Origin of the sequence: Vibrio sp. NFR, assembly GCF_027587095.1 — a bacterium.
GTDB lineage: Bacteria > Pseudomonadota > Gammaproteobacteria > Enterobacterales > Vibrionaceae > Vibrio > Vibrio harveyi.
The window spans coordinates 525,269-551,737 of the sequence record NZ_JAPPTN010000001.1 but is presented as its reverse complement, the minus strand read 5'-3'; the positions used below and the strand labels follow the sequence as shown (position 1 = coordinate 551,737).

At 45.2% G+C, this 26,469-nt stretch carries 23 protein-coding genes; 7 read left to right on the top strand and 16 right to left on the bottom strand.

The features are described from left to right. The first annotated feature begins 4 nt into the window (after positions 1-4). Positions 5-865: a lipase secretion chaperone gene (locus OH463_RS02485; RefSeq protein WP_005450680.1), complete on the top strand. Its 861-nt coding sequence runs from the start codon at positions 5-7 to the stop codon at positions 863-865. On the opposite strand, the gene OH463_RS02480 is transcribed toward OH463_RS02485, so the two are convergent. The 7 genes from OH463_RS02480 to pspA all read right to left on the bottom strand — a co-directional run bounded on the left by OH463_RS02480 (position 862) and on the right by pspA (position 8,172). Beyond that, complete coding sequence (locus tag OH463_RS02480) at positions 862-1,422, bottom strand: DNA-3-methyladenine glycosylase I (protein ID WP_005450686.1); 561 nt, start codon at positions 1,420-1,422, stop codon at positions 862-864. The genes OH463_RS02485 and OH463_RS02480 overlap by 4 nt on opposite strands. Positions 1,423-1,491: 69 nt before the next feature. Continuing rightward, positions 1,492-4,599, bottom strand: a complete 3,108-nt coding sequence (gene vmeI / locus OH463_RS02475) for an efflux RND transporter permease subunit VmeI (protein WP_005450688.1) — start codon at positions 4,597-4,599, stop codon at positions 1,492-1,494. After that, complete coding sequence (locus OH463_RS02470; RefSeq protein WP_005450690.1) at positions 4,596-5,681, bottom strand: efflux RND transporter periplasmic adaptor subunit; 1,086 nt, start codon at positions 5,679-5,681, stop codon at positions 4,596-4,598. Before OH463_RS02470 ends, vmeI begins: the two co-directional genes overlap by 4 nt. Before the next feature lies 1 nt (position 5,682). Next, positions 5,683-6,714, bottom strand: a complete 1,032-nt coding sequence (locus OH463_RS02465; protein WP_005450692.1) for an efflux RND transporter periplasmic adaptor subunit — start codon at positions 6,712-6,714, stop codon at positions 5,683-5,685. Between the two features lie 156 nt (positions 6,715-6,870). Further along, positions 6,871-7,260, bottom strand: a complete 390-nt coding sequence (gene pspC, locus OH463_RS02460; protein ID WP_172458607.1) for an envelope stress response membrane protein PspC — start codon at positions 7,258-7,260, stop codon at positions 6,871-6,873. Then, the gene (pspB, locus tag OH463_RS02455; protein ID WP_005450695.1) at positions 7,253-7,486 is read right to left on the bottom strand and encodes an envelope stress response membrane protein PspB; all 234 of its coding nucleotides are present in this window, start codon (positions 7,484-7,486) and stop codon (positions 7,253-7,255) included. The genes pspC and pspB overlap by 8 nt, the downstream gene beginning before the upstream one ends. A 14-nt stretch (positions 7,487-7,500) precedes the next feature. Continuing rightward, entirely contained in the window at positions 7,501-8,172 is a 672-nt protein-coding gene (gene pspA, locus OH463_RS02450) for a phage shock protein PspA (protein ID WP_005450697.1), read from the bottom strand. A gap of 233 nt (positions 8,173-8,405) precedes the next feature. On the opposite strand from pspA, the gene pspF reads away from it, so the two are divergent. From pspF to OH463_RS02420, 6 genes are all read left to right on the top strand, one after another. After that, positions 8,406-9,416 (top strand): phage shock protein operon transcriptional activator, encoded by a 1,011-nt coding sequence (pspF, locus tag OH463_RS02445; RefSeq protein WP_009698165.1) that lies wholly within the window; start codon positions 8,406-8,408, stop codon positions 9,414-9,416. A gap of 477 nt (positions 9,417-9,893) precedes the next feature. Next, on the top strand, positions 9,894-11,513 hold the full coding sequence (sapA, locus tag OH463_RS02440) for an ABC transporter substrate-binding protein SapA (protein ID WP_005450700.1): 1,620 nt from the start codon (positions 9,894-9,896) through the stop codon (positions 11,511-11,513). Beyond that, on the top strand, positions 11,513-12,475 hold the full coding sequence (locus OH463_RS02435) for an ABC transporter permease (protein ID WP_005450705.1): 963 nt from the start codon (positions 11,513-11,515) through the stop codon (positions 12,473-12,475). Before sapA ends, OH463_RS02435 begins: the two co-directional genes overlap by 1 nt. Further along, positions 12,462-13,349, top strand: a complete 888-nt coding sequence (locus tag OH463_RS02430) for an ABC transporter permease subunit (RefSeq protein ID WP_005450707.1) — start codon at positions 12,462-12,464, stop codon at positions 13,347-13,349. The genes OH463_RS02435 and OH463_RS02430 overlap by 14 nt, the downstream gene beginning before the upstream one ends. After that, the gene (locus OH463_RS02425; protein WP_005450708.1) at positions 13,349-14,344 is read left to right on the top strand and encodes a peptide ABC transporter ATP-binding protein; all 996 of its coding nucleotides are present in this window, start codon (positions 13,349-13,351) and stop codon (positions 14,342-14,344) included. Before OH463_RS02430 ends, OH463_RS02425 begins: the two co-directional genes overlap by 1 nt. Continuing rightward, positions 14,341-15,123: a peptide ABC transporter ATP-binding protein gene (locus OH463_RS02420; RefSeq protein WP_005450710.1), complete on the top strand. Its 783-nt coding sequence runs from the start codon at positions 14,341-14,343 to the stop codon at positions 15,121-15,123. The genes OH463_RS02425 and OH463_RS02420 overlap by 4 nt, the downstream gene beginning before the upstream one ends. A gap of 103 nt (positions 15,124-15,226) precedes the next feature. Here OH463_RS02420 and OH463_RS02415 read toward each other — a convergent pair whose 3' ends face one another. From OH463_RS02415 to torC, 9 genes are all read right to left on the bottom strand, one after another. After that, on the bottom strand, positions 15,227-15,616 hold the full coding sequence (locus tag OH463_RS02415; RefSeq protein WP_005437260.1) for a DUF2750 domain-containing protein: 390 nt from the start codon (positions 15,614-15,616) through the stop codon (positions 15,227-15,229). Between the two features lie 75 nt (positions 15,617-15,691). Beyond that, positions 15,692-16,597, bottom strand: coding sequence for a manganese-dependent inorganic pyrophosphatase (locus OH463_RS02410; protein WP_005450712.1), 906 nt, complete (start codon positions 16,595-16,597; stop codon positions 15,692-15,694). Between the two features lie 558 nt (positions 16,598-17,155). Next, positions 17,156-18,010 (bottom strand): metal ABC transporter permease, encoded by an 855-nt coding sequence (locus OH463_RS02405; RefSeq protein ID WP_005450714.1) that lies wholly within the window; start codon positions 18,008-18,010, stop codon positions 17,156-17,158. Beyond that, positions 18,003-18,911: a metal ABC transporter permease gene (locus OH463_RS02400; RefSeq protein ID WP_017819516.1), complete on the bottom strand. Its 909-nt coding sequence runs from the start codon at positions 18,909-18,911 to the stop codon at positions 18,003-18,005. The genes OH463_RS02405 and OH463_RS02400 overlap by 8 nt, the downstream gene beginning before the upstream one ends. A gap of 13 nt (positions 18,912-18,924) precedes the next feature. After that, a complete protein-coding gene (locus OH463_RS02395) occupies positions 18,925-19,779 on the bottom strand; it encodes a manganese/iron ABC transporter ATP-binding protein (protein ID WP_005450718.1) in 855 nt (284 codons plus the stop codon). Further along, positions 19,779-20,687: a metal ABC transporter substrate-binding protein gene (locus OH463_RS02390; protein WP_005450720.1), complete on the bottom strand. Its 909-nt coding sequence runs from the start codon at positions 20,685-20,687 to the stop codon at positions 19,779-19,781. Before OH463_RS02390 ends, OH463_RS02395 begins: the two co-directional genes overlap by 1 nt. 148 nt (positions 20,688-20,835) lie before the next feature. Next, on the bottom strand, positions 20,836-22,578 hold the full coding sequence (locus OH463_RS02385; protein ID WP_009699912.1) for a glycoside hydrolase family 36 protein: 1,743 nt from the start codon (positions 22,576-22,578) through the stop codon (positions 20,836-20,838). A 198-nt stretch (positions 22,579-22,776) separates the two neighbouring features. Next, positions 22,777-25,239 (bottom strand): trimethylamine-N-oxide reductase TorA, encoded by a 2,463-nt coding sequence (gene torA / locus OH463_RS02380; protein ID WP_005450724.1) that lies wholly within the window; start codon positions 25,237-25,239, stop codon positions 22,777-22,779. A 25-nt stretch (positions 25,240-25,264) separates the two neighbouring features. Beyond that, positions 25,265-26,449 carry a pentaheme c-type cytochrome TorC gene (gene torC / locus OH463_RS02375; protein ID WP_005450726.1) on the bottom strand — a complete coding sequence of 395 codons (1,185 nt, stop codon included), beginning with the start codon at positions 26,447-26,449 and terminating at the stop codon, positions 25,265-25,267. Positions 26,450-26,469 lie beyond the last annotated feature (20 nt).

Below are 26,469 nucleotides of genomic sequence, written 5' to 3'. Positions count from 1 at the left end.
CATTATGAAGAAAGTCGCTCTCATCACCTTATTCATCGTATCACTCATTGGTGTAGGAGCGGCTTATCTGTTTCCATCGTCTCCACCTTCACAACTTATAAAAGCTCAGTCACAACAGGACACCAGTATTGATCTCTCTTCTCAAAAAGACTTCTTTGAATACACTCTGAGCGGTCTAGGAGAACAAAGCCTTGAAGAAATCAAAGCCAACGTAAAAACTGGTGAATCACAACTAGATTCACTGGGTATCAGCGCAGAACTGTTCGAGACCTATCTTGCATACAAAGAAGCACTATCCAAGCTAGAACCGTTCGAAGGAAATTCGTTGTCATTAAACGAACTGAAGCAGCTAAATGACGCAATCTTAGTGATGCAAAGCGCGTTTTTTACTGACGAACAAATTGCTCAACTTTTCGATGAAGAAAATCGCTTACGCCAGTTAGCAATAGATAAACTCACCATTCGAGAAACCGAATTAGACGCTGATTCTCAACAACAAATGCTTGAAGAAAACCTCGCCTCTCAACCTAAGTACATTCAACAAAGTGAGCGCAACAACGCGCTAGTGATTGAACTAAATCAGACCTCAGAAATGTCTGCACAGGAGAAGTATTTGGCTCGTGTTGATTTGGTGGGTGAAGAAGGCGCCGAACGACTACAAACTCTGGATGAACAACGAGCCTCGTTTAACGCATCACTCAACGATTATTTAGAGAAACGTGCGGAGATCATCAACAATGATTTCCTCGGCGAAGAAGAAAAGAAAACAGAAATCGCCGGATTAAGAGAACAAAGCTTCGAGCAAAACCAATGGCGTCGCATAGAAGCTTTGGAAAGGATTCATGATAGTAAATCTAAAAACTAATTCAGTTTTTTAGGACAACCAACAATGTGGTCATCGACCATACCTACTGCTTGCATGAAGGCGTAGCAAATGGTCTCACCAACAAACTTAAAGCCTTTCTTTTTGAGGAACTTACTCATCGCTTTGGATTGTTCTGTCGATACTGGCACTTGGCTCATGTCTGTCCAGTGATTCACGATTGGTTTGCCATCAACAAATTGCCATAGCGCCGCTGAAAGGCTTCCGTATTCTTCTATCAATTGCTTTGCCGCTTTGGCATTACTGAATACCGAATTAATTTTGCCGCGATGCTTAACCACGTCGAAGTTTTCAACGATGAATTCGGTACGCACTTCATCGCGTTGAATCAGCTTATCTAAGTCATAGTTTTCAAATGCTTCTCGATAACCTTCACGCTTTTTCAAAATCGTAATCCAGCTTAAACCGGCTTGCGCACCTTCTAGCGTGATGAATTCGAACAATACCGTATCGTCGTGTACAGGCACACCCCATTCAGTATCGTGATATTCGCGTTCAAGTGGATGGTTCATCGCCCATGCACACGTATTCTGTTCCATATTTAATCCTTATAAAAACGCCCCTGACGTTAGCCAGAGGCGCTCTAGAACGTTACTTAAACTAAGTCGTTACTTCGGCACTGCCACCTTGTGGAATAGACGATACAACACTGGCACGACAATTAGTGTCAGTACGGTCGCAAAACCTAAACCAAACATGATGGTTACAGCCATTGGTTTAAAGAAGATATCCGGTAGTAGAGGAATCATACCTAGAATGGTTGTGATTGCAGCCATGCATACTGGACGCACACGACTTACTGCGGCATCCACCACTGCGTCGTACGCTTCTTTACCCGACTTCATTTCAATCTCAATCTGATCAAGCAGTACGATACCATTTTTCAGTACCATCCCCGACAGACTCAAGAAACCCAGTAATGCCATAAAGCCAAACGGCGTATTCAACACCAATAGACCGGTTGTCACACCAATTAATGCCAAAGGTACTGTTAACCAAACAATAAGAGGCTCTTTGATTGAGTTAAACAAGAAGATGGTGATCAAGAACATAAACAAGTAACCCATCGGCATCGTGGTAAACAACGACGCCTTCGCATCACCTGATGACTCATACTCACCACCCCACTCTAGTGAGTAACCTGGTGGCATTTCGATCGCTTCAATCTGCGGCTGTAGACGTGCTTGCAATGTTGCCGCTGTCTCTTCACCTAGGATATCTGGATCTGCCATTACCGTTAGCATGCGCTTACGGTTCTTACGCACAATGATTGGGTCTTCCCAACGCATGTCGTAACCCATAGTTACTTGTTGTAGAGGAATAAATTCACTCTGTGCTGGGCTCCAAATTTTCATGCCTTCGATGTTACGAATGTCGATACGCTCATCTTCCGGAAGACGCGCAACAATCGGCATCAGAGTTGTACCATCGCGGTATAAACCAATATTCATACCAGAGAAGGACATCGATAAGAAATCATCCACATCCGATTTAGTGATGCCGTAACGACGAGCTTGACTTTCATTAAACTGAGGCTCAAGCACTTGTGTACGTTCACGCCAATCGTGACGAATGTTCGTTGCTCCCGGGTCGGCGTACATCACATCCATCACTTGTGCAGCAATAGTACGCAGCACCGTTGGGTCAGAACCAATAATGCGCGCTTCAATCTTCGCACCGCCACCAGGACCCAATTCAATTTGCTTCAATTTGTAATTGATTTCTGGGTAGTTGGATTTGATGTGCTCTCTAAAGCGCTCCATAAGTGGGGCTAACGCTTCGTAGTTCTCGACACGCGTAGTGATCTCACCATAAGCCGCGTAGCTTTTCTCTGGGGCATAAGTCAGCATGAAGCGCTGCAAACCCTTACCTGCGGTGGTAGTGATATGTTCAACGTGATCTTGCTCAGCAAGCCAGCCTTCCAGTTCTTTCAGCGTATCATTCGTAGCTCGAATATCCGTACCCTCTGGCAACCAAACATCCAACTGGAAAATAGGGGTGGTTGAAGACGGGAAGAAGGCTTGTTTCACATAGGTGAAGCCGTAAACACTCGCCGCTAGACCTGCCACCAAGACAACAACAGTAAACCATGCTCGGCGCATACAGAAGCTTAAGAACTTCTTATACATAACGAAGATGATGCCATTGTATGGGTCATTGTCTTCGCCTTCACCACTCTTAATTTTCTGACCTTTGAAGAAAATATCAGCGAAGAAAGGCGTCAACGAAATAGCGGTAAACCAGCTCAGCATTAACGAGATAAGCAGTACGGTAAACAAGGTACCACAGTACTCACCCGTCGAGTCTTCTGATAGACCGATTGGTGCAAAAGCAGTAACAGCGATAACCGTCGCGCCTAAAAGCGGCCATTTGGTTTGCGTGACGATATCCGTCGCAGCTTGAAGTCTCGTTCGTCCTTTTTGAGTCCCGATGAGTATCCCTTCCACGACGACGATGGCGTTATCCACCAGCATACCCAGAGCAATAACCAATGCCCCAAGAGAGATACGTTGTAAATCGATGGCTAAGTACTTCATAAAAATGAAGGTACCTAGTACAGTCAGTAGCAAGATCAGACCAATAAGCAGACCTGAGCGTAAACCCATAAAGAACAATAGAACGATGATTACGATACCAACGGCTTGAGCCAAACTAATAACGAAGCCACTCACCGACTTATCTACTTCTTTTGGCTGATTGTAGATTTCTGAAATTTGAACGCCTACTGGCTGTTGGTACTTCAGTTCTGCAACTCGACGATCAAATGCCTTGCCAACTTCAACAACATTGACACCCTGAGCAAATGAAATCCCCAAGTTCAGCGCCAACTCACCATTGTAGTTAATGATGTTGGTTGGAACTTCTACATAACCTCGCTTAATTTCGGCAACGTCTTTTAAGAAGATCAGACCTTGTGCACCAGACTCGGTGATCAATAAGTCACCTAGCTCATCTACGCTTTGAAACTCACCGGTAGGTTGAATACGAATGTACTCATCACCGATACGGATCGCACCTGCATCAGAAACTACGTTTTGGGTCGAAAGTAAGTTAAAAACGGTTGTCGGAGATAGCCCCAAACTGCTTAGCTTTTTCATCGAGATTTCGATGAACACTTGCTCTTGCTGTTGACCTGATACAGAGACCTTACTTACCCCATCAACCAGTTCAAGTTCACGCCTTAAATAATCAACGTAATCGAGCAACTCTTTATAACTGTATCCGTCACCAGTTACCGCAAGCAAAATCCCGTATACATCGCCGAAGTCATCAATCACCGATGGGTCATTGACACCCGGTGGTAATGTACCTTTTAGGTCATTAACCTTACGACGTAGTTCATCCCAAATCTGTGGTAAATCATCCGGACCATAGTTGTTTTTCATGGTCACTGTAATTTGAGATAGACCACGACTGGAAATGGAGTTCACTTCATCCACGTAGGTTAATTGCTGAATCGCTTTCTCTATCGGATAAGTAACTTCTTCTTCCACTTGTTGTGGCGTTGCCCCCGGATAAGAGGTCACTACCATTGCGTCTTTAATAGTAAAGGCTGGATCTTCAAGACGCCCTAATCCAAAGAACGCCGCAACACCACCAATCAAGAAGATCAGCGACACCATCCAACTGATTACGCGGTTTCTAATGAAATACGCCGCAATACCCGTTACGTTTTCATCATCTTGTTGAGGCGCAACGTTATTTTGTTCACTCATTGAGTTGCCTCCTGCTTAACCACTTCCACTTTCATGCCTTCTCTCAATCGAGCCACACCTGCAACAACGACTTTGTCATCAAGCTCTAGACCATCAAGAATTTGAACCGATGTTTTTGATGCTTTGCCCGCTCGTACTTGCTTGCGAGTGACGGTATTGTCGTCATTTAGCACCCAAACAAATTTGTTTTCTCGGCTTAAATCATCGCCATCAGCATTGAAAATCGCTTCGATCGGAACATTGATACCAACATTCAATTCCAAGCCAACATTCTCATCTTTGGACGTCACATCAACAGCCATACCGTCAAGGATGTACTCTTGCTCTGGCATAGGCAGTGATAAGGTGACGGTAAATGTGCCAGTATCTGGATCTGGTTCGGTCGTGAATTCTTTGATGTGGGCTTTGTATTCATTACCACTTGGTACACGAACCACCGCATCAATTTTGGCAAGATTTTCCGACGTCGGCGGCTGTTTGACATAGAGGCGATCCGGAAGTTGGATCAGCACTTCAACACGATCAACACTATGAATGTTCACGATGTACTGCCCAACTTGAATATTTTCAAACTGGTCAACGTTGACACGTGAGATGATGCCGTCAACAGGCGCTTTAAGTTGAGTAAAAGACAGTCGAAGTTTGGCTAACTCCAATTCAGCAAGTGCGATTTGACGTTGTGCTGCAATCTCATCGAATTGAGATTTCGCTAATAAACCTTTTTTCACCAAAGGTGCAGAGCGACGATACTGGCTATCGACGACGGAAAAACGTGCCGAAGCATTATCAACATCAAGCTGATAATCCGTAGGATCCAGTGTGGCAATGACATCGCCTTTAATGACTTTATCACCCTCTTTCACCAACACTCGGCTCACCTCACCCGCAACACGGAAACTCAAATGCGAACGGTCAGCCGCATTGGCAATAGCAGGGAAATAAAGATTATCATCGACTCGCTTTCCTTCCAGAGAAGCGACTCTCACACGAGGTGTTTCTAGTTCTCTTTCAGGTCCTTTGTCACCACAACCAGCGAGCAATACAGCAGAGCAAAGCGTCGTTAAAGCTAAGATTCCTTTCATGTTACAGCCCTCGCTCCTTAACCCATTCTCGAACCTTAATACCCGGTTCGATCACGTTCACGCCAGAGATAATGATTTGATCACCATCTTGCAGTCCTTCCTCGATTTGCTGCTTATCGTTTAACGCGACGGACACTTTCTCAACAATACCTTGGTCATTGACACGCCAAACACAGGTTTTGCCATCTTCAGTAAATATCGCGGAGCTTGGAATTCGGGTGGCACCTGCATTTTCAGAAACTAAATGCACGTTACCGGACATACCCGGCAATATCCCCACCCCTTCTGGTCGTTCCATTACCATGGTGACTTTGTAACTACCAGTTTTAGGGTCTGCTTCAGTATCAATTTCTTGGAAGGTTAACTCGAAAGAACGCTCTGGGAATGCATCAAACGTCATGGAGGCGTACGCATTTGCACCTTGAGTAAATTTACTTAACAAGTGATCAGGCAGTTGGAACAGTACCTTCATTACTTGGTTGGTCTGAATATTCATGACGCCTTCTTTTGCCGCCACATACTCATGGTTTTCTGCTGGGAGATAAGAAATCGTGCCGTCATAAGGGGCAACAAGTTTGGTGTATCTTAGGTTTGCTTTTGCCTGATTCCACTGGGCTTTGGCCGAGTTGTGATTGGCTTTTGCTGCATCAAAATCTTGTTCCGAGACCACTTGTTCTTTACGAAGCTTTTTCGAACGCTCGTATTGAACGTCAGCAAGGGTGTAATTTGCACGGGCTTGTTTTTCGAGTAGTGAATACTCATCGGGGTTGAGCACGGCAAGCACATCGCCTTTATTGACCATTTGACCTGCGTTTACTTCTATCGATTGAAGCAAACCAGGGACACGAAATGCGAGTACTGCTCGGTCACCAGCTTCTGTAGTGGCAGGAAAATGTCTTTCAAACTGAGCATTGCCTACAGAAACAGTGAAGAGTTTGGCGGGCCGAGATTCGGGTTCAGGGACTGGTGGCAGCTCTTTACCACACCCCGAAAGAACCGTCATGACAGCGATTGGAATGAGCGCTTTTCTCATGTGAATTCATCCATTTAACATCCATTCTTTTTAAGGTAGATGAATTTATGACATTCTTCTAGAGCATCTGAATCTAATTTTTCTTTAAAATGAGCTATTTGAGACAAAAATAAAGCAGACCGAGGTCTGCTTTATCAATAAATTCATAATTAATTATCAGAGCTTATTAAATTCTCTGTTTACGCGATAGGCATCAGAGGTGACATACGCTTCCATACTTCGAATCTTATTATCAAGACGACTGAAGTCGTTTTCTAGCACACTGAGCAACTGATCTGGGCTTTGCCCTTTTTGCCACGGTTTGCTCTTCAATGTATGTTCCTGTTGCGCCTTAATGTTTTCGGTATAAGTCATTGGCTGCTTTTCTAACATGAAGGTCATCGCAATGTATGCCAACAACACAAGGAAAGTACCACCAAGCAAGGCTGCGGAAATCACAACGATACGAATCAACCAAACTTCTGCACCAAAGTAGTTTGCCACTCCGGCACACACGCCGGAGATTTTACCGTTTACAGGGTCACGATACAGTTCTCGTTTACTCATACTTGCGTCTCCACGTTGGGGATTCTGCATCTAGGATACGCTCCAATGTATCAACTCGAGACTGCATCGCTTCCGCTTTCTCAGACAGCACCTGAAGACGCTCTAGATCTTGGCTCGACAGTGCACTATCTGCTTTGCGTTTGCTGCGATAGTGTAAGAAGAGCCATAGTGGAGCGACAAAGATTAAAAAGACAATCAATGGTCCAGTAATAAAAAATGTCGACATAAATGGCTCCTTTCTTATTTATTGTTCGATGACATCTGTTCTTTCAGTTTTGCCAACTCTTTTTCGATTTCATCTTGTGCTTGTAGCTCGGCAAACTCTTGGTCTAAAGATTTTGCGTTGCCAGTTTTTGCGTAAAGATCTGCTTCTGCTTCCATCTCGTCAATTTTACGAGAGTACTGTTCGAACTTTGCCATCGCTTCGTTTGTGCGACCTGCATGCAGTTGTTTTTGAACATCACGACGGTTAGATGCCGTTTGGTTGCGAATTGCTAATGCTTGTTGCTTAGCGCGCGTTTCAGCAATTTTGTTTTCTAGTTTACCGATTTCACCGGTTAGCTTCTCGATGGTTTCTTCAACCAACGTTTGCTCAGTATGAAGACCTTTAATGACTTGCTCTAACTTTTGCTTTTCAATCAGAGCTGCGCGAGCCAAATCTTCACGCTCTTTCACTAAAGCTAGGCTTGCTTTTTGCCCCCACTCAGTGATTTGCTCTTCTAGAGCTTCGACTTTGCGAGCCAACTCTTTTTTATCTGCAATCGCTTTAGCCGAGTTAGTACGCACTTCTACAAGTGTGTCTTCCATTTCTTGGATGATAAGACGGATCATTTTTTCAGGATCTTCCGCCTTGTCTAGCAATGCACTGATGTTTGAGTTAACGATATCTGCAAAACGAGAAAAAATACCCATAACGGAACTCCTCTTTTTTCCTATTAAAACTCGACAAGGCGGTTATTCACCTTGTGTCTCCATTTAGATATTACAAGTAGCGTGCCAACTTTTATTTCCCTTAATAAACAGCAAGTTAAGCATTTTGTTGTTGTTGCATACCGTTATGCTATGATGGTTTTTACCAACTGTTGGTAAATTTCACCAACTCCAATACTGTAAATCATGGCAAGATAGAAAATAAGAAGGATTTTATGAAGCAAAACCTCATCGGTGAATCGCCTGCTTTTCTCGCCGTATTAGATAAAGTATCACAACTTGCGCCAATTGAGCGCCCTGTCCTCATAATTGGAGAACGAGGCACAGGTAAAGAACTCATCGCGCAACGTTTACACTATTTATCAAAGCGTTGGGATAAACCACTGCTTTCCCTAAACTGTGCGACATTAAGCGAAGGTTTGATTGATTCTGAGCTTTTTGGTCATGAGTCCGGCTCATTTACTGGCTCTAAAGGCAAGCACAAAGGACGTTTTGAACGCGCAGAGGGTGGCACACTATTCCTCGATGAATTGGCGACCGCTCCTCTCCTCGTTCAAGAAAAACTTTTGCGTGTGATTGAATATGGGGAATACGAGCGCGTTGGTGGGCATACTGCATTAAACGCCGATGTACGTTTGGTGTGTGCAACCAATGCAGACTTACCAAAGTTGGCGGAACAAGGCGATTTCCGAGCGGATTTACTCGATCGCTTGGCGTTTGACGTCATCATGCTTCCTCCTTTACGTGAAAGAAAAGAAGACATTCTCTCTCTTGCCGAGCATTACGCGATCAAAATGTGTCGTGAACTCCAACTTGAATACTTCGTCGGTTTTACGGAGCAAGCGCAGCAATCGCTCCTAGACTACGAATGGCCAGGTAACGTACGTGAACTTAAGAATGTCATTGAGCGTGCCATATACCGTCATGGATTGAACTCAGATCCGATTGAACACTTGATCTTTAACCCATTTGAAACGGGTTGGGAGAACGCATTGGGTCACTCTGCGAGTCAAGAAGAACCAGAAACAACACAAGCCGCACAAAAAGCAGAAATACACTTCCCGTTGGATTACAAGCAGTGGCAAGAAGACCAAGATATTGAATTGCTCAACCGTGCATTGGAAGAAGCCAAGTTTAACCAGCGTCAAGCCGCAGAGCTGTTAGGTCTGAGCTACCATCAACTAAGAGGCATGGTGAGAAAATATGGCTTAGTTGGTCAAGGATAAACGTCCTTGCACCAAGTTAACTATCATTGCTCTCTAGCGATGTCTCACTCTATCAATTGATCACTATACCCAAGTGACTTCAAGATGCAGGATTCAGAGCGTTGTCTCTGGTTCCCTGTTTAATGAAAGTAAGCAAGGAAGACAACGCTGGGTAATAATCGGCTCTTTCCTAGCGGTTTGACACAGCAGCCGGGTCAATGACACGCTCTCGAAGGGCGAGTTGACTTGGGTATATAATGATAAAACGAACCGCGGTGCGAAAGGCGCTATTGCACGTACGTTGTGAGCAATTTCAAGAGGCAAAACAGGTCAACGACCAGAAATGATACGGTAATTTGATCTAACACCCTGCAGCTCAACGATTTTATGTTTGGAGCGAGTTGGCAAAAGTGATAAATTAGCGAGATCATTTTCGCTTGTCACACCCGGTGCTATAACGCGCTGGGAGCAAGCAAAGTCCAATGACCATTTCATATTATGAATGCTTTTATAAGACTATCGCTGAGCCTAATTGGTATTAGCTTACTCACCGCCTGTGGTGACGAAATCGATCACAATGATATTCGAGAGAATGGCTTTGTGTTTTGTGGGCAAGGTAAGCCAACCACATTCAACCCTCAGCTAATTGACAGCGGCATTACAGCCGAAGCATTAAGTCCTCAGCTTTATGACACGCTGCTCACGCTCGATCCTAAATCTCATCAACCCATCGCGAACCTTGCTGAGAGCTGGTCGGTGAATGAAGAAGGCACCGAATATACGTTTAATCTTAAGCGTGGTGTTCAGTTCCAAAAGACTTCATGGTTCACACCAACTCGACCATTCAACGCGCAAGACGTGGTATTTAGCTTTAAGCGAATCATTGATGTAGACCATCCGTTTCACGACGTCGGTGGTGGTTTTTATCCATGGTTTGCAGGTTTAGATTTCCAAAACCTAGTTAAAGATGTGATTGCGCTGGATGACCACACGGTTAAATTTGTTCTGACTCAACCTAACTTTGCTTTTTTGGCAAACATTGCCACCAGCCATGCTGTGCTTCTCTCTGCAGAATATGGTCAGCAGTTAGCAGCAAAGGATGAGAAAGCACAAATTGATATGCTGCCTATCGGTACCGGTCCATATCAACTAAAAGAGTATCAAGTGAACGACTTGATTCGTTTAGAGCGCCATCCTAAATACTGGAAATCGCCGGCAAAAATGGAGCAAGTCGTATTCGATATTTCCCACCGTGGTACGGGCACACTCGCTAAGCTACTGAGAAATGAGTGCGATGTCTTGGCTTCACCGATCTCTAGCCAAATCCCGATCATCCAAGAAACAGAAGAGCTGGAATTAACCGCAACACCTGCTAACAACGTGTCCTTTATTGCGATTAATACTGAGCACCCTGCTCTGCGCGATGCTCGAGTTCGCCAAGCCTTGAATCTGGCGATCAACCGCCAGAACATTCTTGACTCGGTTTATTACGGTACGGGGACTCAAGCTTATACACTGCTTCCACCAAACTCTTGGGCTTACCAAAAAGACAGCGTGAAAATACGTTATGACCGTAATTATGCTTTAGCCCTACTTCGAGAAGCAGGTTACGAGAAAGGTCTGCAACTGACGATGTGGGTCCCATTAGAGCCTCGCGCTTTCAACCCTAGCCCGCGTAAAACCGCAGAACTTATCCAAGCTAACTTTGCCGATATCGGTGTTGAGTTACGCCTACTGACCGATGATCGCTTTGAGCGCACACAGCTCGAAACCATCAACGATGTTGATTTGCTCTTAACTGGCTGGATTGGTGATACTGGCGATCCTGACAACTTCTTCCGTCCGTTGCTTTCTTGTGAATCTGAGCGGGTGGGTTTAAACGTTTCAATGTGGTGTAACGATGATTTTGACTTCTTGCTCGATCTCGCATTAGAGACACAGCAGCAGCGTTACCGCTTGAACCTATACCGCCAAGCGCAGAATATTCTGAATGAAGAGTTTCCAGTTATCCCATTAGCTCACGGCGTTCAGTTCCGTGTTCACGATAAATCGCTGAAAGGTTTTAAATCGAGCCCTTTCAATGCGCAACCTTTTGATAGAGTTGAGAGAATTCATTAATGTTTTGGTACGCCGTAAGACGTCTTAATCTATTTGTCATCACTTTGATGATTCTCACTTTGGTGGGCTTTTCACTCTTGCGTTTGGATCCAACATCTCATTGGGCAAATGTAGAGTTTTGGTCGGGCTGGCAAAGCTACCTAGTCGAGTTGTCTCAGCTCAATTTCGGTATCAGCAAAAATGGCAACCCAATCTATGAAGAGTTAGCGGTGGTGTTCCCTGCAACGCTAGAGCTGTGCTTTTTCGCCTTTGTTGTGTCACTGCTGATCGGTATTCCACTCGGTACAATAGCGGGCATGAAACAAGGCAAATGGTTAGATACCAGCATCTCGTTCGTTTCTATGTCTGGTTATTCCGCCCCAATTTTCTGGGTTGCGCTGATGTTGATTATGGTCTTTTCACTTCAATATCATGTCTTCCCTGTCGCGGGACGCTATGATCTTCTTTACGAAATTGACCATGTGACAGGCTTCGCCATTATCGATGCATTTATGGCAAAAGGTGAATACCGAGCTCATGCGCTACAAAGCGTTATTGAGCATATGGTTCTTCCTTGTTTGGTTCTGGCTCTAACACCAACCACACAGGTCATTGGTTTGATGCGTGCATCAGTGGCAGAAGTGATGAGCCAAAACTACATCCGTGCGGCGCGAATCAAAGGTTTATCAAACCGTGAGATCGTGACACAACACGTATTACGCAATGCGATTCCACCCATCATTCCAAAGGTTGGGGTTCAGCTTTCAAGCATGATTACGTTAGCTATCATTACTGAGTCTATCTTCAACTGGCCAGGCATTGGGCGCTGGTTGTTGGACGCTCTTTCGAATCAAGACTATGCGTCAATTCAAGCTGGTGTCATGGTTCTGGCGACCCTTGTTTTAACTGCCAACATCCTTTCGGATTTGATTGGTGCCATGATCAACCCTCTGGTGAGAAAGGAATGGTATGCTAACAAATAACGTCTATCAGGAAGAGCGCATTCCGACTCAGTTCGAACGATTCTGGCGTAGCTACCGCGCGAACAGCTTGGCAATGTTTGGCTTGTGGTGCTTGATCTTCATTGTGCTGATCACCATTTTTGCACCTTTAATTGCCCCTTATGATCCTCAAGCTCAATCAGGAGAATTGCTTGTGCCGCCATCATGGGCACCAGCTGGCACGGTTGACTACTTCCTAGGGACTGACGATTTAGGTCGTGACATTCTTTCGCGCCTTATTATGGGCTCTCAACTGACGTTCGGAGCTGCAGTTGCAATTACGGCGATAGCAGCGTTGATCGGTTGTTTCATTGGTGTTTTAGCGGGCATGACTAAAGGCCTGCTCTCCAGTACCCTAAACCACTTGCTCGACACTGTGATGTCTATTCCATCACTACTGCTTGCGATCATTTTCGTGGCATTCTTAGGCTTTGGTGAGTTCAATATTCTTCTGGCCATCTGCTTAGCTCTGATCCCACGTTTTATCCGTTCGGTCTATATTGCCGTGCATACCGAGGTTGAAAAAGATTACATCATGGCAGCACGTCTGGATGGTGCGAACGATTTTTATCTGCTGTGGAACTCTATTCTACCTAACGTATTAACGGTTATCGCCGCTGAAATTACCCTTGCACTCTCAGTTGCTATTCTAGATATCACTGCGCTTGGTTTCCTCGGCTTAGGTGCCCAAGCACCAAGTACTGAATGGGGAGCAATTCTAGGTGACTCTGTTGAGCTCATTTACATTGCACCATGGACAGTAACACTACCAGGTCTCACCATTATGTTTACCGTGGTTGTTCTAAACTTAGTGGGTGAAGGTGTACGCCAAGCTCTCAATGCGGGGATCGAATAATGCCGTTATTAGATATTCGACATTTAACCATTGAAATTGAAACGCCCTCAGGTTTGGTGAAAGCCGTAGACCGCATGAGTATTACCCTGAATGAAGGGGAAATCCGTGGTTTAGTAGGCGAATCAGGCTCGGGCAAAAGCTTGGTGGCCAAAGCCATTGTAGGCGTTTGTAAAGACAACTGGAAAGTGACCGCAGACCGAATGCGTCTTGGCAATATTGACCTGCTTCAACTGACGCCAAAAGAACGCCGAAGAGTGATTGCGCGAGACATCGCCATGATATTCCAAGAGCCTTCAACGTGTTTGGATCCCTCAGAAGAAGTAGGACGTCAGTTGATAGAATCGATCCCGTCTCGCTCTTTTGAAGGTAAATGGTGGGAACGCTTTAAGTGGCGTAAAAAACAGGCCATCGCCCTACTCCATAAAGTGGGTATCAAAGATCATAAACGCTTAATGGGCAGCTACCCGTACGAACTAACCGATGGTGAATGTCAAAAAGTCATGATCGCAATGGCTATTGCAACCAAGCCAAAAATCTTGATTGCCGACGAACCGACAAACGACCTTGACCCAATTACACAATCGCAAATCTTGCGTTTGTTGAGTCGTATGAACCAACTCAACAATACCACCATTGTGTTGATCGGGCACGACTTGACGACCATTACACAATGGGCAAATCGCATTACCGTAATGTACTGTGGTCAATCGGTGGAATCAGCAGATACCGATAAACTCATCGAAGCACCTAAACACCCTTATACTGCTGCGCTGCTAAAAGCGATGCCCGATTTCAATGATTGGATTCCTCATAAGCAGAAACTGCAATCGCTGCCAGGCTCAATCCCTCCGTTGCAGCACTTACCGATTGGTTGCCGTTTAGGACCTCGTTGTCCTTATGCACAAAGACAATGTGTCGAAATTCCGCATACCAAACGAATTAAGAACCATAAATTTAACTGCCACTTCCCATTGAACACGGAGAAACATTCATGAGTGCGTTGCTTGAAGTCGATAACCTATCGAAACAGTTTGTCACGCGCTCAGGTCTGTTCAAACGCACAGTCAAAGAGGCAGTAAAGCCGGTCAGCTTCAGTTTAGAGCCGGGGCAAACTATCGGCTTTATCGGACAAAATGGGTCAGGCAAATCGACGCTAGCACGTATGTTAGCTGGCGTTGTTGAGCCGAGTTCTGGTGAGATTCGAGTGAACGGTGAACGTCTCGAACACAAAGATTACTCGACGCGCTGTAAGCTGATTCGCATGATTTTCCAAGACCCAAACACCTCTTTGAACCCACGAATTCAGATAGGTCGAATTTTGGAAGGTCCGTTAAAGCGAAACACGAACATGCCGCCAGATGCACGTATGAAGCGTGTGAAAGAAACCTTACTTCGAGTTGGTCTGCTGCCGGAACATGCGTACTTCTACCCTCAAATGCTCGCAGCAGGTCAGAAACAACGTGTGTGCCTTGCTCGTGCATTGATCCTTCAGCCTTCGATCATTGTGGCTGACGAAGCACTCAATGGTCTCGACATGGCGATGCGCTCTCAGATCATCAACCTCTTCTTAGAGCTGCAAGAAGAGATGGGACTGTCCTTTGTTTATGTATCTCAGCATATTGGGATCGTAAAACACATTACCGACAAAGTGATGGTGATGCACGAAGGTGAAGTTGTGGAGTTTGGTGAAACTAACCAAGTGCTTACTAATCCAGAGCACGCTATTACTCAACGATTGGTCGAGAGCCACTTTTACAAAGCGCCAAGCCACTAATCCTTGTCTCTCAGAAAATCGTAAATTACTGACAAAAATAACAAAGCCTGCATCAACGCAGGCTTTTTAGTATTACTGGATATCAAGACGCGACTCGACCCAATTAGCGACGGCTTTCTTGTTTGCGCAGTTCAAAATCAAATTCGTCAGGAAAAAGAACAACACCTTCTTCATTCTGGTTTGGGAAAACCACGACAGAGAGCTCATCGTCTTCTAGGCCGGACGTCCAGCGACTGTGCCACTTATTCAATGAAATAGCTTCCGGCTCACATTCTTCCCAGTCACCCGTTGCCCATTGCTGTGCAAACTCTTCGTTTGGCCAAACTGGTACACAATCGTCATCTTCTGTGTTTAGCATGACACAACCGTGTTCGTCTTTCAGAATCCACACTTTGCGGTTCGCTACGATTTCTTTTACGCAGTATTTCAAACGCTGCTCTTCATTGTAGCGGTTAATGGTGTCCATCTGCTCTTGGGTTAATGCTTCAGACATAGTCGTCTCCTATTTCCCATAGAAAAATGCCCACCGAAGGGCGGGCATCTAAAGTATAAACTGGTAACAATGAAATTACGCAAGCTCAGTTTGAAGCCAAGGCCAACCTTGCTTCTTACGGCTTAGCGTGTTTTCCATCATTAGCATGCCATCTTTCTCATGCTTAACAAGCTTCTCAGCCCACTCACCTTTGTATAGAAGACGAGTTTGAGCAGTAGTGATGTCTGTTAGCATCACTGCCGCGAATGCTAGGTTGTCGTTTGCACAACGCGCCTCTAGATCAGCTTCTAGCGCATCGATCATGCCATCCACTTGCTCAAGAGTTGCAAGCTCAACCTGACCTACAACTACGTCACGACCGTTGAATGGGTAACCTTTCAGGTCTTTTTCAACAAGCTCAGCAGCAGATAGACCTTCGATGTTTGTCTTAGCAATTAGAAGATCTTTAGTGAATGCGTCAACATCTTGCACATCTGCGATTGCCGCTAGTTCAGCAACAGCGTCTTTGTCTTTTTGAGTACAAGTTGGAGAAGCAAAACCAACAGTGTCAGATAGAATAGCTGACATCATTAGCTTAGCGATTTGAGGTGTGATCTCGTGACCTTCAATTTTGAACATGTTGAATAGTACTGTGTTAGTACAACCAACAGGCCAGATCCATGCTTCCATTGGGTTTACTGTCATCACATCACCTAGACGGTGGTGGTCAACGATACCCGCGATTTCAGCTTCAGCGATGTCGTCTGGTGCTTGCGCTAGATCTGAGTAATCTACTAGCCAAACTGTTTCACCCGCAACTGAAGTACGTAGCTCAGGAACTTCTGCGCCAGCTACTTCTAAGATGTGCTGAGTTTCACGGTTAATTTCGCCCTGACGAATTGGCATTGCTTCAACACCACGCGCCTTTAGAAGTTCAGTTGCAACTAGTGCACTACAAATACTGTCACTGTCTGGGTTCTTATGACCTACAACTAGAATCATGTCTCTTCCTATTCAAGTCAATTTGATGGCTTCCTAACGGGGTGAATTACGTAACGAATTGCACCAAGGAAGCGAGTTTGCTCACAAAGGCGGTTACTTTACCTGAAATTTTGCTTTTGTCCTAATTTCAAAACGTAAAAAAGACTCAATAAATTCACCCGACAAGCACAACACACAGGATTCATTCAATAGAGGTCGTTTATACCCAAGTGACTTCAGGATGCAGGATTCAGAGCGTTGTCATTGATTCGAGAGCAAGGAAAACAACGCAGTGTAATAGCCAGCTCTTTCCAAGTTGTTTGACGCAGCCATTTGTTTGACTAAAAAAGCGAGTCAAAGACACGCTCCCAAAGGGCGCTCCTTGCAAATATAAGGGCCTTGGCTTGTATACTTTGTTGCCGATTCTTGATTTAGACCCACACAACCTTTAAATCGCCGCCGCGTCTACAAACCAAGTCAGTCTCGCTGAACCTAGCATCTCGAAGTTACTTGGGTATAGTAGTGACAACGAAAAAAGCCCAAGCAATTCAATACTTGGGCTTTGATGAAAAGTCTGGTTTAAAACTGTTCTATCGTGTCGCCAGATTTAAACTCCACTTTCCTATTTTTATAACTGGTGTAGCAGAAGACAATAATAAACTTCAGCGTCATGATGAGAATGATGGTAGGCGCTGGTGCACTGTCAATGAAAAAGCTCAAGTACACACCAAGAAAAGCACTCAGCAGTGACATACATAAGGCAAGCAACACCATGCTGTGGAAACGGCGCGTTAGTAAGAATGCAGTTGCCCCGGGAGCAATCAGCATCGCGATAACTAAGATCATCCCAACAGCCTTAAGTGCAGCGACAATGGCTAACGATAGTAACGAAAGCAAACCATAATGGAGAAACTTAACAGGCAGACCAATTGCTTGCGCGTGTTGGTAATCAAATACGAAAACTAACAAATCTTTTCCTTTGAACACCGCAAAAAGCACAACAAGTAAAGCGACGATTGCGGCTTCAATGATGTCCGCCCAACTCACACCTAGTGCATCACCAAACAGGATATGATCTAGGTGGACGCCTACTTCGATTTTGGTCATCAATACGAGACCAAGCGCGAACATGGCAGAAAAGACTACGCCCATAATGGTGTCTTCTTTGATACGGCTATTTTCTTTTAAGTAGCCTGTTGAAAGCGCACAAAATATACCCGCAGCAAACGCGCCAACGGTGTAAGGGATAGCAAGGATATAGGCAATCACCACACCAGGAAGAATCGAGTGCGCGATGGCGTCCCCCATCAACGACCAACCTTTCAATACAAGGAAGCAAGACAATAAAGCCGTTGGAATTGAAACAAGCAAAACAATCAAGAATGCTTGCTGCATGAATGTGAAGGTAAAAGGCATAAGGAGTGTATCAAGCATTTTTGTGCTCCTTATTCATCATAGGCATTGAAGACGCTGATTCACGATTCTTTTTTGCGATTTGTTGTTTGCTTTTACGTCTAATCGCAATTTGACCATGCTTAGGTGCGAAAACAAATGCCATCAAGAAACAAGCTGTTTGCAGTAAAACGATGATCCCGCCAGTCGCGCCATCAATGTAGTAACTGACGTAGGCACCAACGAATGAACTTAGAGACCCAATTGCAACAGCGTAAACAATCACGCGTGAAAATCGGTCAGTCATTAAATACGCTGTAGCCCCTGGAATAACAACCATCGCAATAACCAAAAAAGCACCAACGGTCTGCAACGCTGCGACAGTACATGCACTTAGAAGCGTAAAAAACAACACTTTCAATCGGGTCGGGTTCAGTCCGACACTCTTGGCATGGTTCTCATCGAAAAAGACCACCATTAGGTCTTTCCATTTGACGAGCATAACGGCAAGCGAGATACCACCAATAATAACTAACTGGAATGTATCGGTCGGCGTGATGGCGAGCACATTACCTAATACAATAGTTTGAATATTCACCGCGGCAGGGAAAAGTGAAACTAAAAATAACCCCAGACCAAAAAAAGACGTAAATATCAAACCAATGATGGCATCTTCTTTTAATTTGCTTCTTTGGCTCAAGAACAACATTCCAGCGGCAGCAAGACCACCAGACAAAAACGCGCCAAAGGCAAAAGGTAAGCCGAGCATATATGCACCAGCAACCCCAGGAACGATCGAGTGAGAAAGTGCATCACCAATGAGTGACCAGCCTTTCAACATTAGGTAAGTCGACAGAAAGCCGCAGACACCGCCAATCAATGCACTCACCCACATGGCATTCACCATGTAGCCATAGTGAAAAGGTTCGAGTAAATAATCCATAAAAATGAACTCCTTACTTGTCTGGACGCGAAACCGGAACAGCTTGCTGCTCACCATACATAACAACTGGACGTTCGTGGTCAGACAAGACTGTCAACTTACGCTCATCATCATCTTCATGAAGATCTTTACCGCCAAGGATGAAGTGTCGAAGGACGCCACCAAACGCAAGTTCGAGGTTTTCGGGAGTGAAGATTTCGCTAGTCATCCCGGAAGCAAGCACAGTTCGATTGATCAATACGGTGCGGTCACAAAAATCTGGCACACTACCTAAATTGTGCGTGGATACCAGCATGACTTTGCCCTCATCACGTAAGTCACGCAGCAACGCCATGATTTGTTCTTCCGTTTGAACGTCGACACCAGTAAAAGGTTCATCCAACAAAATAACGTCACTCTCTTGCGCCAATGCGCGCGCAAGAAAAACACGTTTCTTTTGTCCGCCAGAAAGTTCACCTATTTGGCGTTTTCTAAACGCGGTCATGTTCACGCGATCAAGTGCAGCCGTCACCATGTCATGATCGGTTTGCTTTGGAATGCGGAGTAATCCCATATGACCATAGCGCCCCATCATGACAACATCTTCAACCAGAACAGGAAAGTTCCAATCGATTTCTTCGCTTTGCGGTACGTACGCGACAACATTCTGTTTTAGAGCTTTTTTTGCCGGCATACCAAGGATCTCAACCGATCCTTGGCTAACCGGTACAAACCCCATAATGGATTTGAATAACGTCGACTTACCGCTGCCATTCACACCAACAAGAGCCGTAATTGATCCTTTTGGAAGAGAAAAACTTGCATCATATAGCGCGGTATGACCGTTGCGATAAGTGACACTAATGTCTGATACTTTAATTCCTGCCATTACTGTTCTAGACCCTCTGCGATTGTGTTTGAAGTCACTTTCAGTAAGTCTAAGAAGGTTGGCACTGGACCGTTTTTACTGCTCAATGAATCCACGTACAAGACACCTGCATATTTAGCCCCTGTTTCACGCGCAACCTGCTGTGCTGGCTTTGCCGATACCGTGCTTTCACTGAATACCGCAGAGATCTGATTTGCACGAACTTCATCAATAACGCGTTTAACTTGTTGTGGCGTACCTTGCGAGTCTGCATTGATTGGCCATAGGTAGAGTTCTTTAAGACCGAAGTCTCGAGCCAAATAGCTGAATGCCCCTTCACTTGTTACCAACCAACGTTTGTCTTCTGGGATTTGAGCCACTTTTTCACGAATAGGCTGAACCATATCCATGATCTGCTTTTTGTATGCTTCAGCATTCTTTTGGTAAGTCTTTGCATTAACACTGTCGTATTTCACTAGTGCATCACGAATATTATCGACGTATATCAGAGCATCACTTGGAGACATCCAAGCATGGGGATTAGGTTTGCCACTGTAAGGACCTTGAGCGATGCTCATCGGCTGCACACCCTCGGTCACAATCACACTTGGCACATCATGAAGATTTTTGAAGAACTTTTTGAACCACAGTTCTAGGTTCAAACCATTGTACAGAATAAGATCCGCGCCTTGAGCGCGTCGAATATCACCAGGGGTCGCTTGATAGTTGTGAATCTCAGCGTCAGGTTTAGTAATCGACTCAACAACAGCCGCATCACCAGCTACGTTTTGAGCCATATCCGCGATAATGGTGAAAGTTGTCACTACTTTAAATTTCTCGGCTGCCATTGCTGCCGTGCTTAATCCAAGTGACATCATAGACAAAAGTACAACCGCAGGTTTGGCAAAAGAGCCAATTTTTAATCTCATCCCTGTTTTCTCCAGAAGGCAAATAGTTACTTTGAAAAGATAGAAGGATTCTACCTTTCATTAGCATTACTGTAAATGATAATCGTTATCATTTGCAGTAATTTTAGCCTTTATTTCTGAAAAGGACGAGATTGGCTCACTTTTCCAATTACATTGCTGTCACGACAGCCTTAGCATTTAACCCTTTATCTAAGCTGACTAGCAATAACTGACATGGCTCTTGATTGAGCTTCTCCCCGGTCCAGTAATCATACCAATCTGTTGGTTGGTCTGCGGTAAGCGTAAATTCTGTCGCATCATCGTTCGCGTAGTTGAACAAACAGTGCAGATCATTCTTAGATGTTAGTGGCAGGAAAGCATGGTTCAAACCTAATGCGGTAAACTTAGCCGATTCTTGATTACGGCGTTGACGCAGCATCAGTTTCGCTAGCGTCTTACTCGCAAATGGGGTGATTTCTGGTAGAGGGTCACCGGAAAGTAGTAGACCGCCACACGCTAGCAGCACGTTACGATGGAATTGATAATCTTCACGCGAGGCTGCTTGGTTAGGTAATGAAGTGAACGTTGCGCAATCTGGGTCGATTTGCCATAACTTGCGATGCTGCCAACTGCGGAAGAAGGTCTCTTTAGCAATTTGCTCAAAGCGATGGCTATGGCGCTCTACATCGTCAGACACACGCATGGCATCGACTAAGCCCAGAGAAGGCCACATTGGTGCGTTACAACCCAATAGCCATGCATCTCCTGCCCCTTTAGCGATCGCTTCCATACCCATACGGTAGGCTTCTACACCGGTTACGCCCGATTGACTGCGCTTACCTTTTAAAGTGCCCCAATAGTTTGCGTCTAATTTGAATAGCTCAACACCCCACTCTTCGCGCATGACAGATACGACGTGAGTTAAGTGATCTTGGACTTCAGGGTTTGAAGTATCGAGAATGTACCAAGGTGTACAACGCCAACCACCATAGGTGACATCTTCAGCTTTCAGAAGCTCTCCGTCTTCGTGACGCACAAACCAATCGGGATGCTTTTTGAAGATTTCTGATTCTGGCTGGGCAATGAATGGTGCCATCCAAATGGCTGGTTTTTTGCCTTTTGCACGAATGTTATGAATCAGCTCTTTTACACCACCAGAGAACTTATCTGAAGGCGTTAGCCAATCTCCCATAAATGCTTGGTAGCCATCATCTAGCAGTACCCATTCGAGCTCAGCTAGGTTGTCTTGCATACATTCCACGTTTTCCAAAACGTTGCCTTCGGTCACGTCCGCGTAGTAGGCATACCAAGAGCACCAACCAACCGGAGCGTCTTGCATTACTCCGTTACGTGCAGGGTGATGTTCTGCAATCATCTCACTGTATTCTTGATATAGCTCAGATAACGAACTCCCACGTAACACAACAACCGATTCAAGATGGTTATGTTCCCAGTCTGCAACTTGCGTTCTTTCACCATCGATTGCTGCTGAAAGTACCCAATGTTCACCATGTTGCTTCACCTCAAAGTAACCAGCAAAGCGACGGCAAGTAGTGAAACCAAATAAGGTGTAACCTGCAGAGTCTTCTACGACTAAATAGTTGTAGTAACGCTTTGGTGCGCTCTCAGGGTAAATACGGTAGGAATTGTTGTTATCGGGGCAACGACCAATGTCGATAGGTTGAGAAATGGTACCGCTGGTCTGTGCCAACATTTGGAAGCCATCACCGATAACGGTTGCGCCTTGCTCATAGAGAAAAGGCATTTGAAACAAGACTTCACGGTCAGTAAAGGTTTTATTGTGTATCCCGGCAAAAGAAAAGTGAATTTGGTTGCCGACGATCTCGAATTGAAGATCGTTATCACTTACTGAGATCTCAGTGTGATTGGCCAATTGAATGGTCTGAGCCATAGAAAATCTACTCACTTGATTATTATTGTTTAGTTTGGCTCATTATCCTCCGCTTCTGCTGCTCAATTCGTTATCGACGTCACGAATCTGTTGCTCTTGCGCACGCCCAAACTCGGTATTGAGAGAATGCTCACTGAAATTTGGTCAAAAAAATACCAGCCCGAAGGCTGGTATTTTATTTAAAGCTTAGTGCTCTGATTAAGCAACTTCGATTGGACCACCGAATGAAGTAACTGGTGGAACTTTACCAGTGAACTTCTCGAAGTTTACGATACATGTATTCGCAGAAGTCGCCTGTGCTAGCTCAGAAGAACCGATATCTTGAGTTAGAGTGTTAGGGTCACCGTAAGTACAGATTGCACCTACTTTCTCGTTTAGAGGACCGTACCACGCACCTTCTTCGATACGGATAACACCACGTGGGTAGCTGTCAGTAAGTACAGCACCAGCAAGAAGCTGACCACGATCGTTAAATACGCGTACCAAGTCACCGTCTTTGATGCCTTTCGCTTTTGCATCAGCCGGGTTGATGTATACAGGCTCACGACCTTGAACAGCGTAAGTTGCACGGAAGTCTTCAGATTCACACATCTGAGAGTGCAGACGCTTGTCTGGGTGGCAAGACTGTAGCCAGTACGGGTGTTTGTCAGAGCCAGGACCACCGTGTGAACGTTCTGATTTCTCGAACCACATAGGGTGTTCTTGACAGTGTTCGTAACCGTAACGACCGATCTTACGAGAAGTGATCTCGATGAAACCAGAAGGTGTACCCAGTGGGTTGATTTCTGGATCTTGACGGAAGTCAGCGTGACGAACCCAAGGCTTACCTTGACCGAAGTCTAGTACGCTCTTCTCCCAGAACTCATCAAATTCTGGCATTTCGAACTTACCGTCGTTCGCTTTCTTACAATCGTTGTACAAGCTGCGGATCCATTCCATCTCGCTCATGCCACGAGTGTACTCGTCGCGACGACCAAAGCGTTGAGTCAGTTCACTCATGATTTGGAAGTCTGGCTTAGATTGGAACAATGGGTCCACTAGACGATGCATAGCAATCAGACCTTTGTTCGAGTAAGAACCGTACACGTCGATGTCGTTACGTTCCCACTGAGTACATGCTGGAAGCACGATATCAGAGAAACGACACGTTGCAGTCCAAGCGAACTCAACCGTTACTACTGTTTGTAGCTTCTGGAACGCTTGCTTCATGCGGTTACGGTCTTGGTGGTGGTGCCATGGGTTACAACCCGAGATCACCATCATCTTGAAGTCTGGAAGTTTAACTTTACCACCGTTGTAGTTGATCTCTTTGCCTGGTTCTAGCAGACAGTCGATCCAACGAGCAACAGGGATAGTACGGCTGTAACCGTTAAAGTCGTTGTTGTCCCACTTCGGCTTCATACCAGTATCTAGGTTACGAGGGAAACCACCAGGACCCGCGAAACCAGTTGAAGGTACACCGATACTTGAGTAGTGGTGACCGTAAGAGATACCACCGCCAGGCAGACCAATTTGACCAACCATTGCTGCAACTACTGCTGCTGCCCAGTATGGTTGCTCACCGTGCTCTTGACGTTGGATACACCAACCCATAAGGATTTGTGTACGACCGTTCACTAGCATGCGTGCGAATTCACGAATCTTGTCCGCTTTCACGCCACAGATAGGAGCAGCCCACTCAGGTGTCTTAACAACTTTATCTTTCGTTTCACCTTGAACGTACTTGATGAAATCTTCGAAACCTAGACAGTAAGTTTCAATAAACTTCTTGTCGTATAGGTCTTCGTTGTACAGTACGTGCGCAACAGCAAGCATGAATGCTACGTCTGTTAGCGGGTTAATGTATAGGTGATCGTTCTCTAGGTAACGTTGAGTCTTGTTCTTAACTGGGTCTACAGAAAGAACATTGATCTCGCCTTTCGCTACTTTTTCCTTCAACTGCGCTAGGTAGTTGAAAGATTCGTGCGTTTCACAGTTCCAACCTACTTGCAGGTTTTTCACTGGGTCATTTGCCCAAAGAATGATGTTGTCTGAGTTCTCTAGAATTTCAGACCAAGACGTACCTTGTGCATAAACTTCTGTTGAACCAAGTACGTAAGGCATGATGGTTTGACCTGCACCAGTCGAGTAGTCACCTACTTTAGTGATGAAGTTACCGTGCATACCTACAGCACGTTGCATGTGTGCCGTACAGTTGTTGAACGCACCAGTTTGGTTCCAACCAGTTTGACCTGCGTGTAGAGCCCATGGTCCGTATTCTTTCTGAACACGTTCTAGCTCACGGTAGAACAGGTCTAGAGCTTCATCCCAAGTTACACGGATGAAACGGTTGTTACCGCGCGTCTCAGCGCTGTATTTGTGCTTCTTCAGCCAATCTAGACGAACCATTGGGTAACGAACACGTGATGGGCTGTAGATGATGCCCTTGATGCCGTTCAACATTTCTGTTGGGTTCTGGTCTAGTTCTAGCGGTTTGATCTCTTGAACTTTACCCGCGTAGATGTGGGCGCGGAACGCGCCCCAGTGTGAACCTGTTACTTTCCAAGTACCAGTAGTCTCAGCTGCGTTTGCAGATGCTGAAGCCAATAAGCTTGGACCGATAACTGACGCTGCACTTGTGGTTGCTACACCTTTAAGAAAACTTCTTCGTGTAATAGCCATTTAATTTACTCCAATCCGACGCTTATTAGTGGTGACCTTCAGCATAATCTGAAGAGTGCTTCTGTAGGTACTTCAAGATCAGTGCTTCACTGTCTGTATCTAGGTTAACGAACGCTAGCATACCGTCGAACATACCTGGCCATGTGTTCGCATCGAAGTGCGCTTCAGCAGGTTGTGTGTGACATACAGAACAGTTAGTTTTGTAAGCTTCTTTTGATTTTTCCCATACAGGGTTGATGTCGTTCAGCATAGATTCTTTCTTGATCCATACTTTCGCAGCTACTTTCTCCCAAGGAAGACCTGTTAGCTCATCAACTTTCTTCTCACCAGCAGTCACAACGTTAGCGTCTGTTGATGCTTCTTTTAGTAGTGATGCTACTGCGATGTTCTTACCGAAGTCTTCTTGAATTACACGACCGAAGCCTTTCGCTTTACGCCAGCCATCGATTTCAACTTCAACGTAGTCGCCTTTCTCTTCAAGAACTTTAACAGTCGATGCTGGGTTTAGAAGACCTGCTTCTTTAGCACCTTTATCGTCGAAGTAGATTGGTAGGTGACGAACACTTACAAGTTGTTGACCTACACCGTAGTCAGTGTTTGAAGTCATACCTTCAAGGTCACCAACGATACCACCAATGCTGTCCATACCTGCTGGCAGGTTGTGTGCGATACCTTTGTGACAGTCAACACAGCTTTGGTCTTTCTCAGCTGCTTGTTTCATTTGGATACGAGCCGTTGGAGACATTTGCTCGAAGTCCATAGAATCGTAGTTGTGACAGTTTTTACACTCTAGAGATTTGTTTGCAGAGAAACGATCCCATTCGTGTTTAGCAAGTTCGATACGGCGCTCTTCGAAAACACCCGGTTCGTCGTAGTTGCCAAATACTTGTGCAAATACTTCTTTAGATGCTTGCATTTTACGAGCGATCTTATCTGTCCAGTTGTGTGGAACGTGACAGTCAGGACATGTAGCACGAACACCAGAGTGGTTTTTCCAGTGAACCGTGTCTTGCAGTTCAACGTATACGTTGTCACGCATAGTGTGACAGCTAATACAGAATTCTTCTGTGTTGGTTGCTTCTAGTGCGGTGTTAAAACCACCCCAGAAAATAACACCAGCGATGAAACCGCCCATAGTCAGCACGCCAAGGCTGATATGAACTGCCGGGCGCGTCATCGTACGCCACAGTTTAATGATTAATGATTTCATTATTTGCTCTCTTAAAATCT

What these genes read in the sequence shown, in the direction of transcription:
- torA (WP_005450724.1), bottom strand. Translation starts at nt 25,239, where the DNA reads ATGGCTATTACACGAAGAAGTTTTCTTAAAGGTGTAGCAACCACAAGT.
- OH463_RS02405 (WP_005450714.1), bottom strand. Translation starts at nt 18,010, where the DNA reads ATGCTTGATACACTCCTTATGCCTTTTACCTTCACATTCATGCAGCAA.
- OH463_RS02400 (WP_017819516.1), bottom strand. Translation starts at nt 18,911, where the DNA reads ATGGATTATTTACTCGAACCTTTTCACTATGGCTACATGGTGAATGCC.
- torC (WP_005450726.1), bottom strand. Translation starts at nt 26,449, where the DNA reads ATGAAATCATTAATCATTAAACTGTGGCGTACGATGACGCGCCCGGCA.
- OH463_RS02480 (WP_005450686.1), bottom strand. Translation starts at nt 1,422, where the DNA reads ATGGAACAGAATACGTGTGCATGGGCGATGAACCATCCACTTGAACGC.
- pspC (WP_172458607.1), bottom strand. Translation starts at nt 7,260, where the DNA reads ATGAGTAAACGAGAACTGTATCGTGACCCTGTAAACGGTAAAATCTCC.
- pspF (WP_009698165.1), top strand. Translation starts at nt 8,406, where the DNA reads ATGAAGCAAAACCTCATCGGTGAATCGCCTGCTTTTCTCGCCGTATTA.
- OH463_RS02385 (WP_009699912.1), bottom strand. Translation starts at nt 22,578, where the DNA reads ATGGCTCAGACCATTCAATTGGCCAATCACACTGAGATCTCAGTAAGT.
- OH463_RS02485 (WP_005450680.1), top strand. Translation starts at nt 5, where the DNA reads ATGAAGAAAGTCGCTCTCATCACCTTATTCATCGTATCACTCATTGGT.
- OH463_RS02390 (WP_005450720.1), bottom strand. Translation starts at nt 20,687, where the DNA reads ATGAGATTAAAAATTGGCTCTTTTGCCAAACCTGCGGTTGTACTTTTG.
- pspB (WP_005450695.1), bottom strand. Translation starts at nt 7,486, where the DNA reads ATGTCGACATTTTTTATTACTGGACCATTGATTGTCTTTTTAATCTTT.
- OH463_RS02410 (WP_005450712.1), bottom strand. Translation starts at nt 16,597, where the DNA reads ATGATTCTAGTTGTAGGTCATAAGAACCCAGACAGTGACAGTATTTGT.
- OH463_RS02395 (WP_005450718.1), bottom strand. Translation starts at nt 19,779, where the DNA reads ATGGCAGGAATTAAAGTATCAGACATTAGTGTCACTTATCGCAACGGT.
- OH463_RS02420 (WP_005450710.1), top strand. Translation starts at nt 14,341, where the DNA reads ATGAGTGCGTTGCTTGAAGTCGATAACCTATCGAAACAGTTTGTCACG.
- OH463_RS02435 (WP_005450705.1), top strand. Translation starts at nt 11,513, where the DNA reads ATGTTTTGGTACGCCGTAAGACGTCTTAATCTATTTGTCATCACTTTG.
- OH463_RS02430 (WP_005450707.1), top strand. Translation starts at nt 12,462, where the DNA reads ATGCTAACAAATAACGTCTATCAGGAAGAGCGCATTCCGACTCAGTTC.
- OH463_RS02415 (WP_005437260.1), bottom strand. Translation starts at nt 15,616, where the DNA reads ATGTCTGAAGCATTAACCCAAGAGCAGATGGACACCATTAACCGCTAC.
- vmeI (WP_005450688.1), bottom strand. Translation starts at nt 4,599, where the DNA reads ATGAGTGAACAAAATAACGTTGCGCCTCAACAAGATGATGAAAACGTA.
- OH463_RS02425 (WP_005450708.1), top strand. Translation starts at nt 13,349, where the DNA reads ATGCCGTTATTAGATATTCGACATTTAACCATTGAAATTGAAACGCCC.
- OH463_RS02465 (WP_005450692.1), bottom strand. Translation starts at nt 6,714, where the DNA reads ATGAGAAAAGCGCTCATTCCAATCGCTGTCATGACGGTTCTTTCGGGG.
- OH463_RS02470 (WP_005450690.1), bottom strand. Translation starts at nt 5,681, where the DNA reads ATGAAAGGAATCTTAGCTTTAACGACGCTTTGCTCTGCTGTATTGCTC.
- sapA (WP_005450700.1), top strand. Translation starts at nt 9,894, where the DNA reads ATGAATGCTTTTATAAGACTATCGCTGAGCCTAATTGGTATTAGCTTA.
- pspA (WP_005450697.1), bottom strand. Translation starts at nt 8,172, where the DNA reads ATGGGTATTTTTTCTCGTTTTGCAGATATCGTTAACTCAAACATCAGT.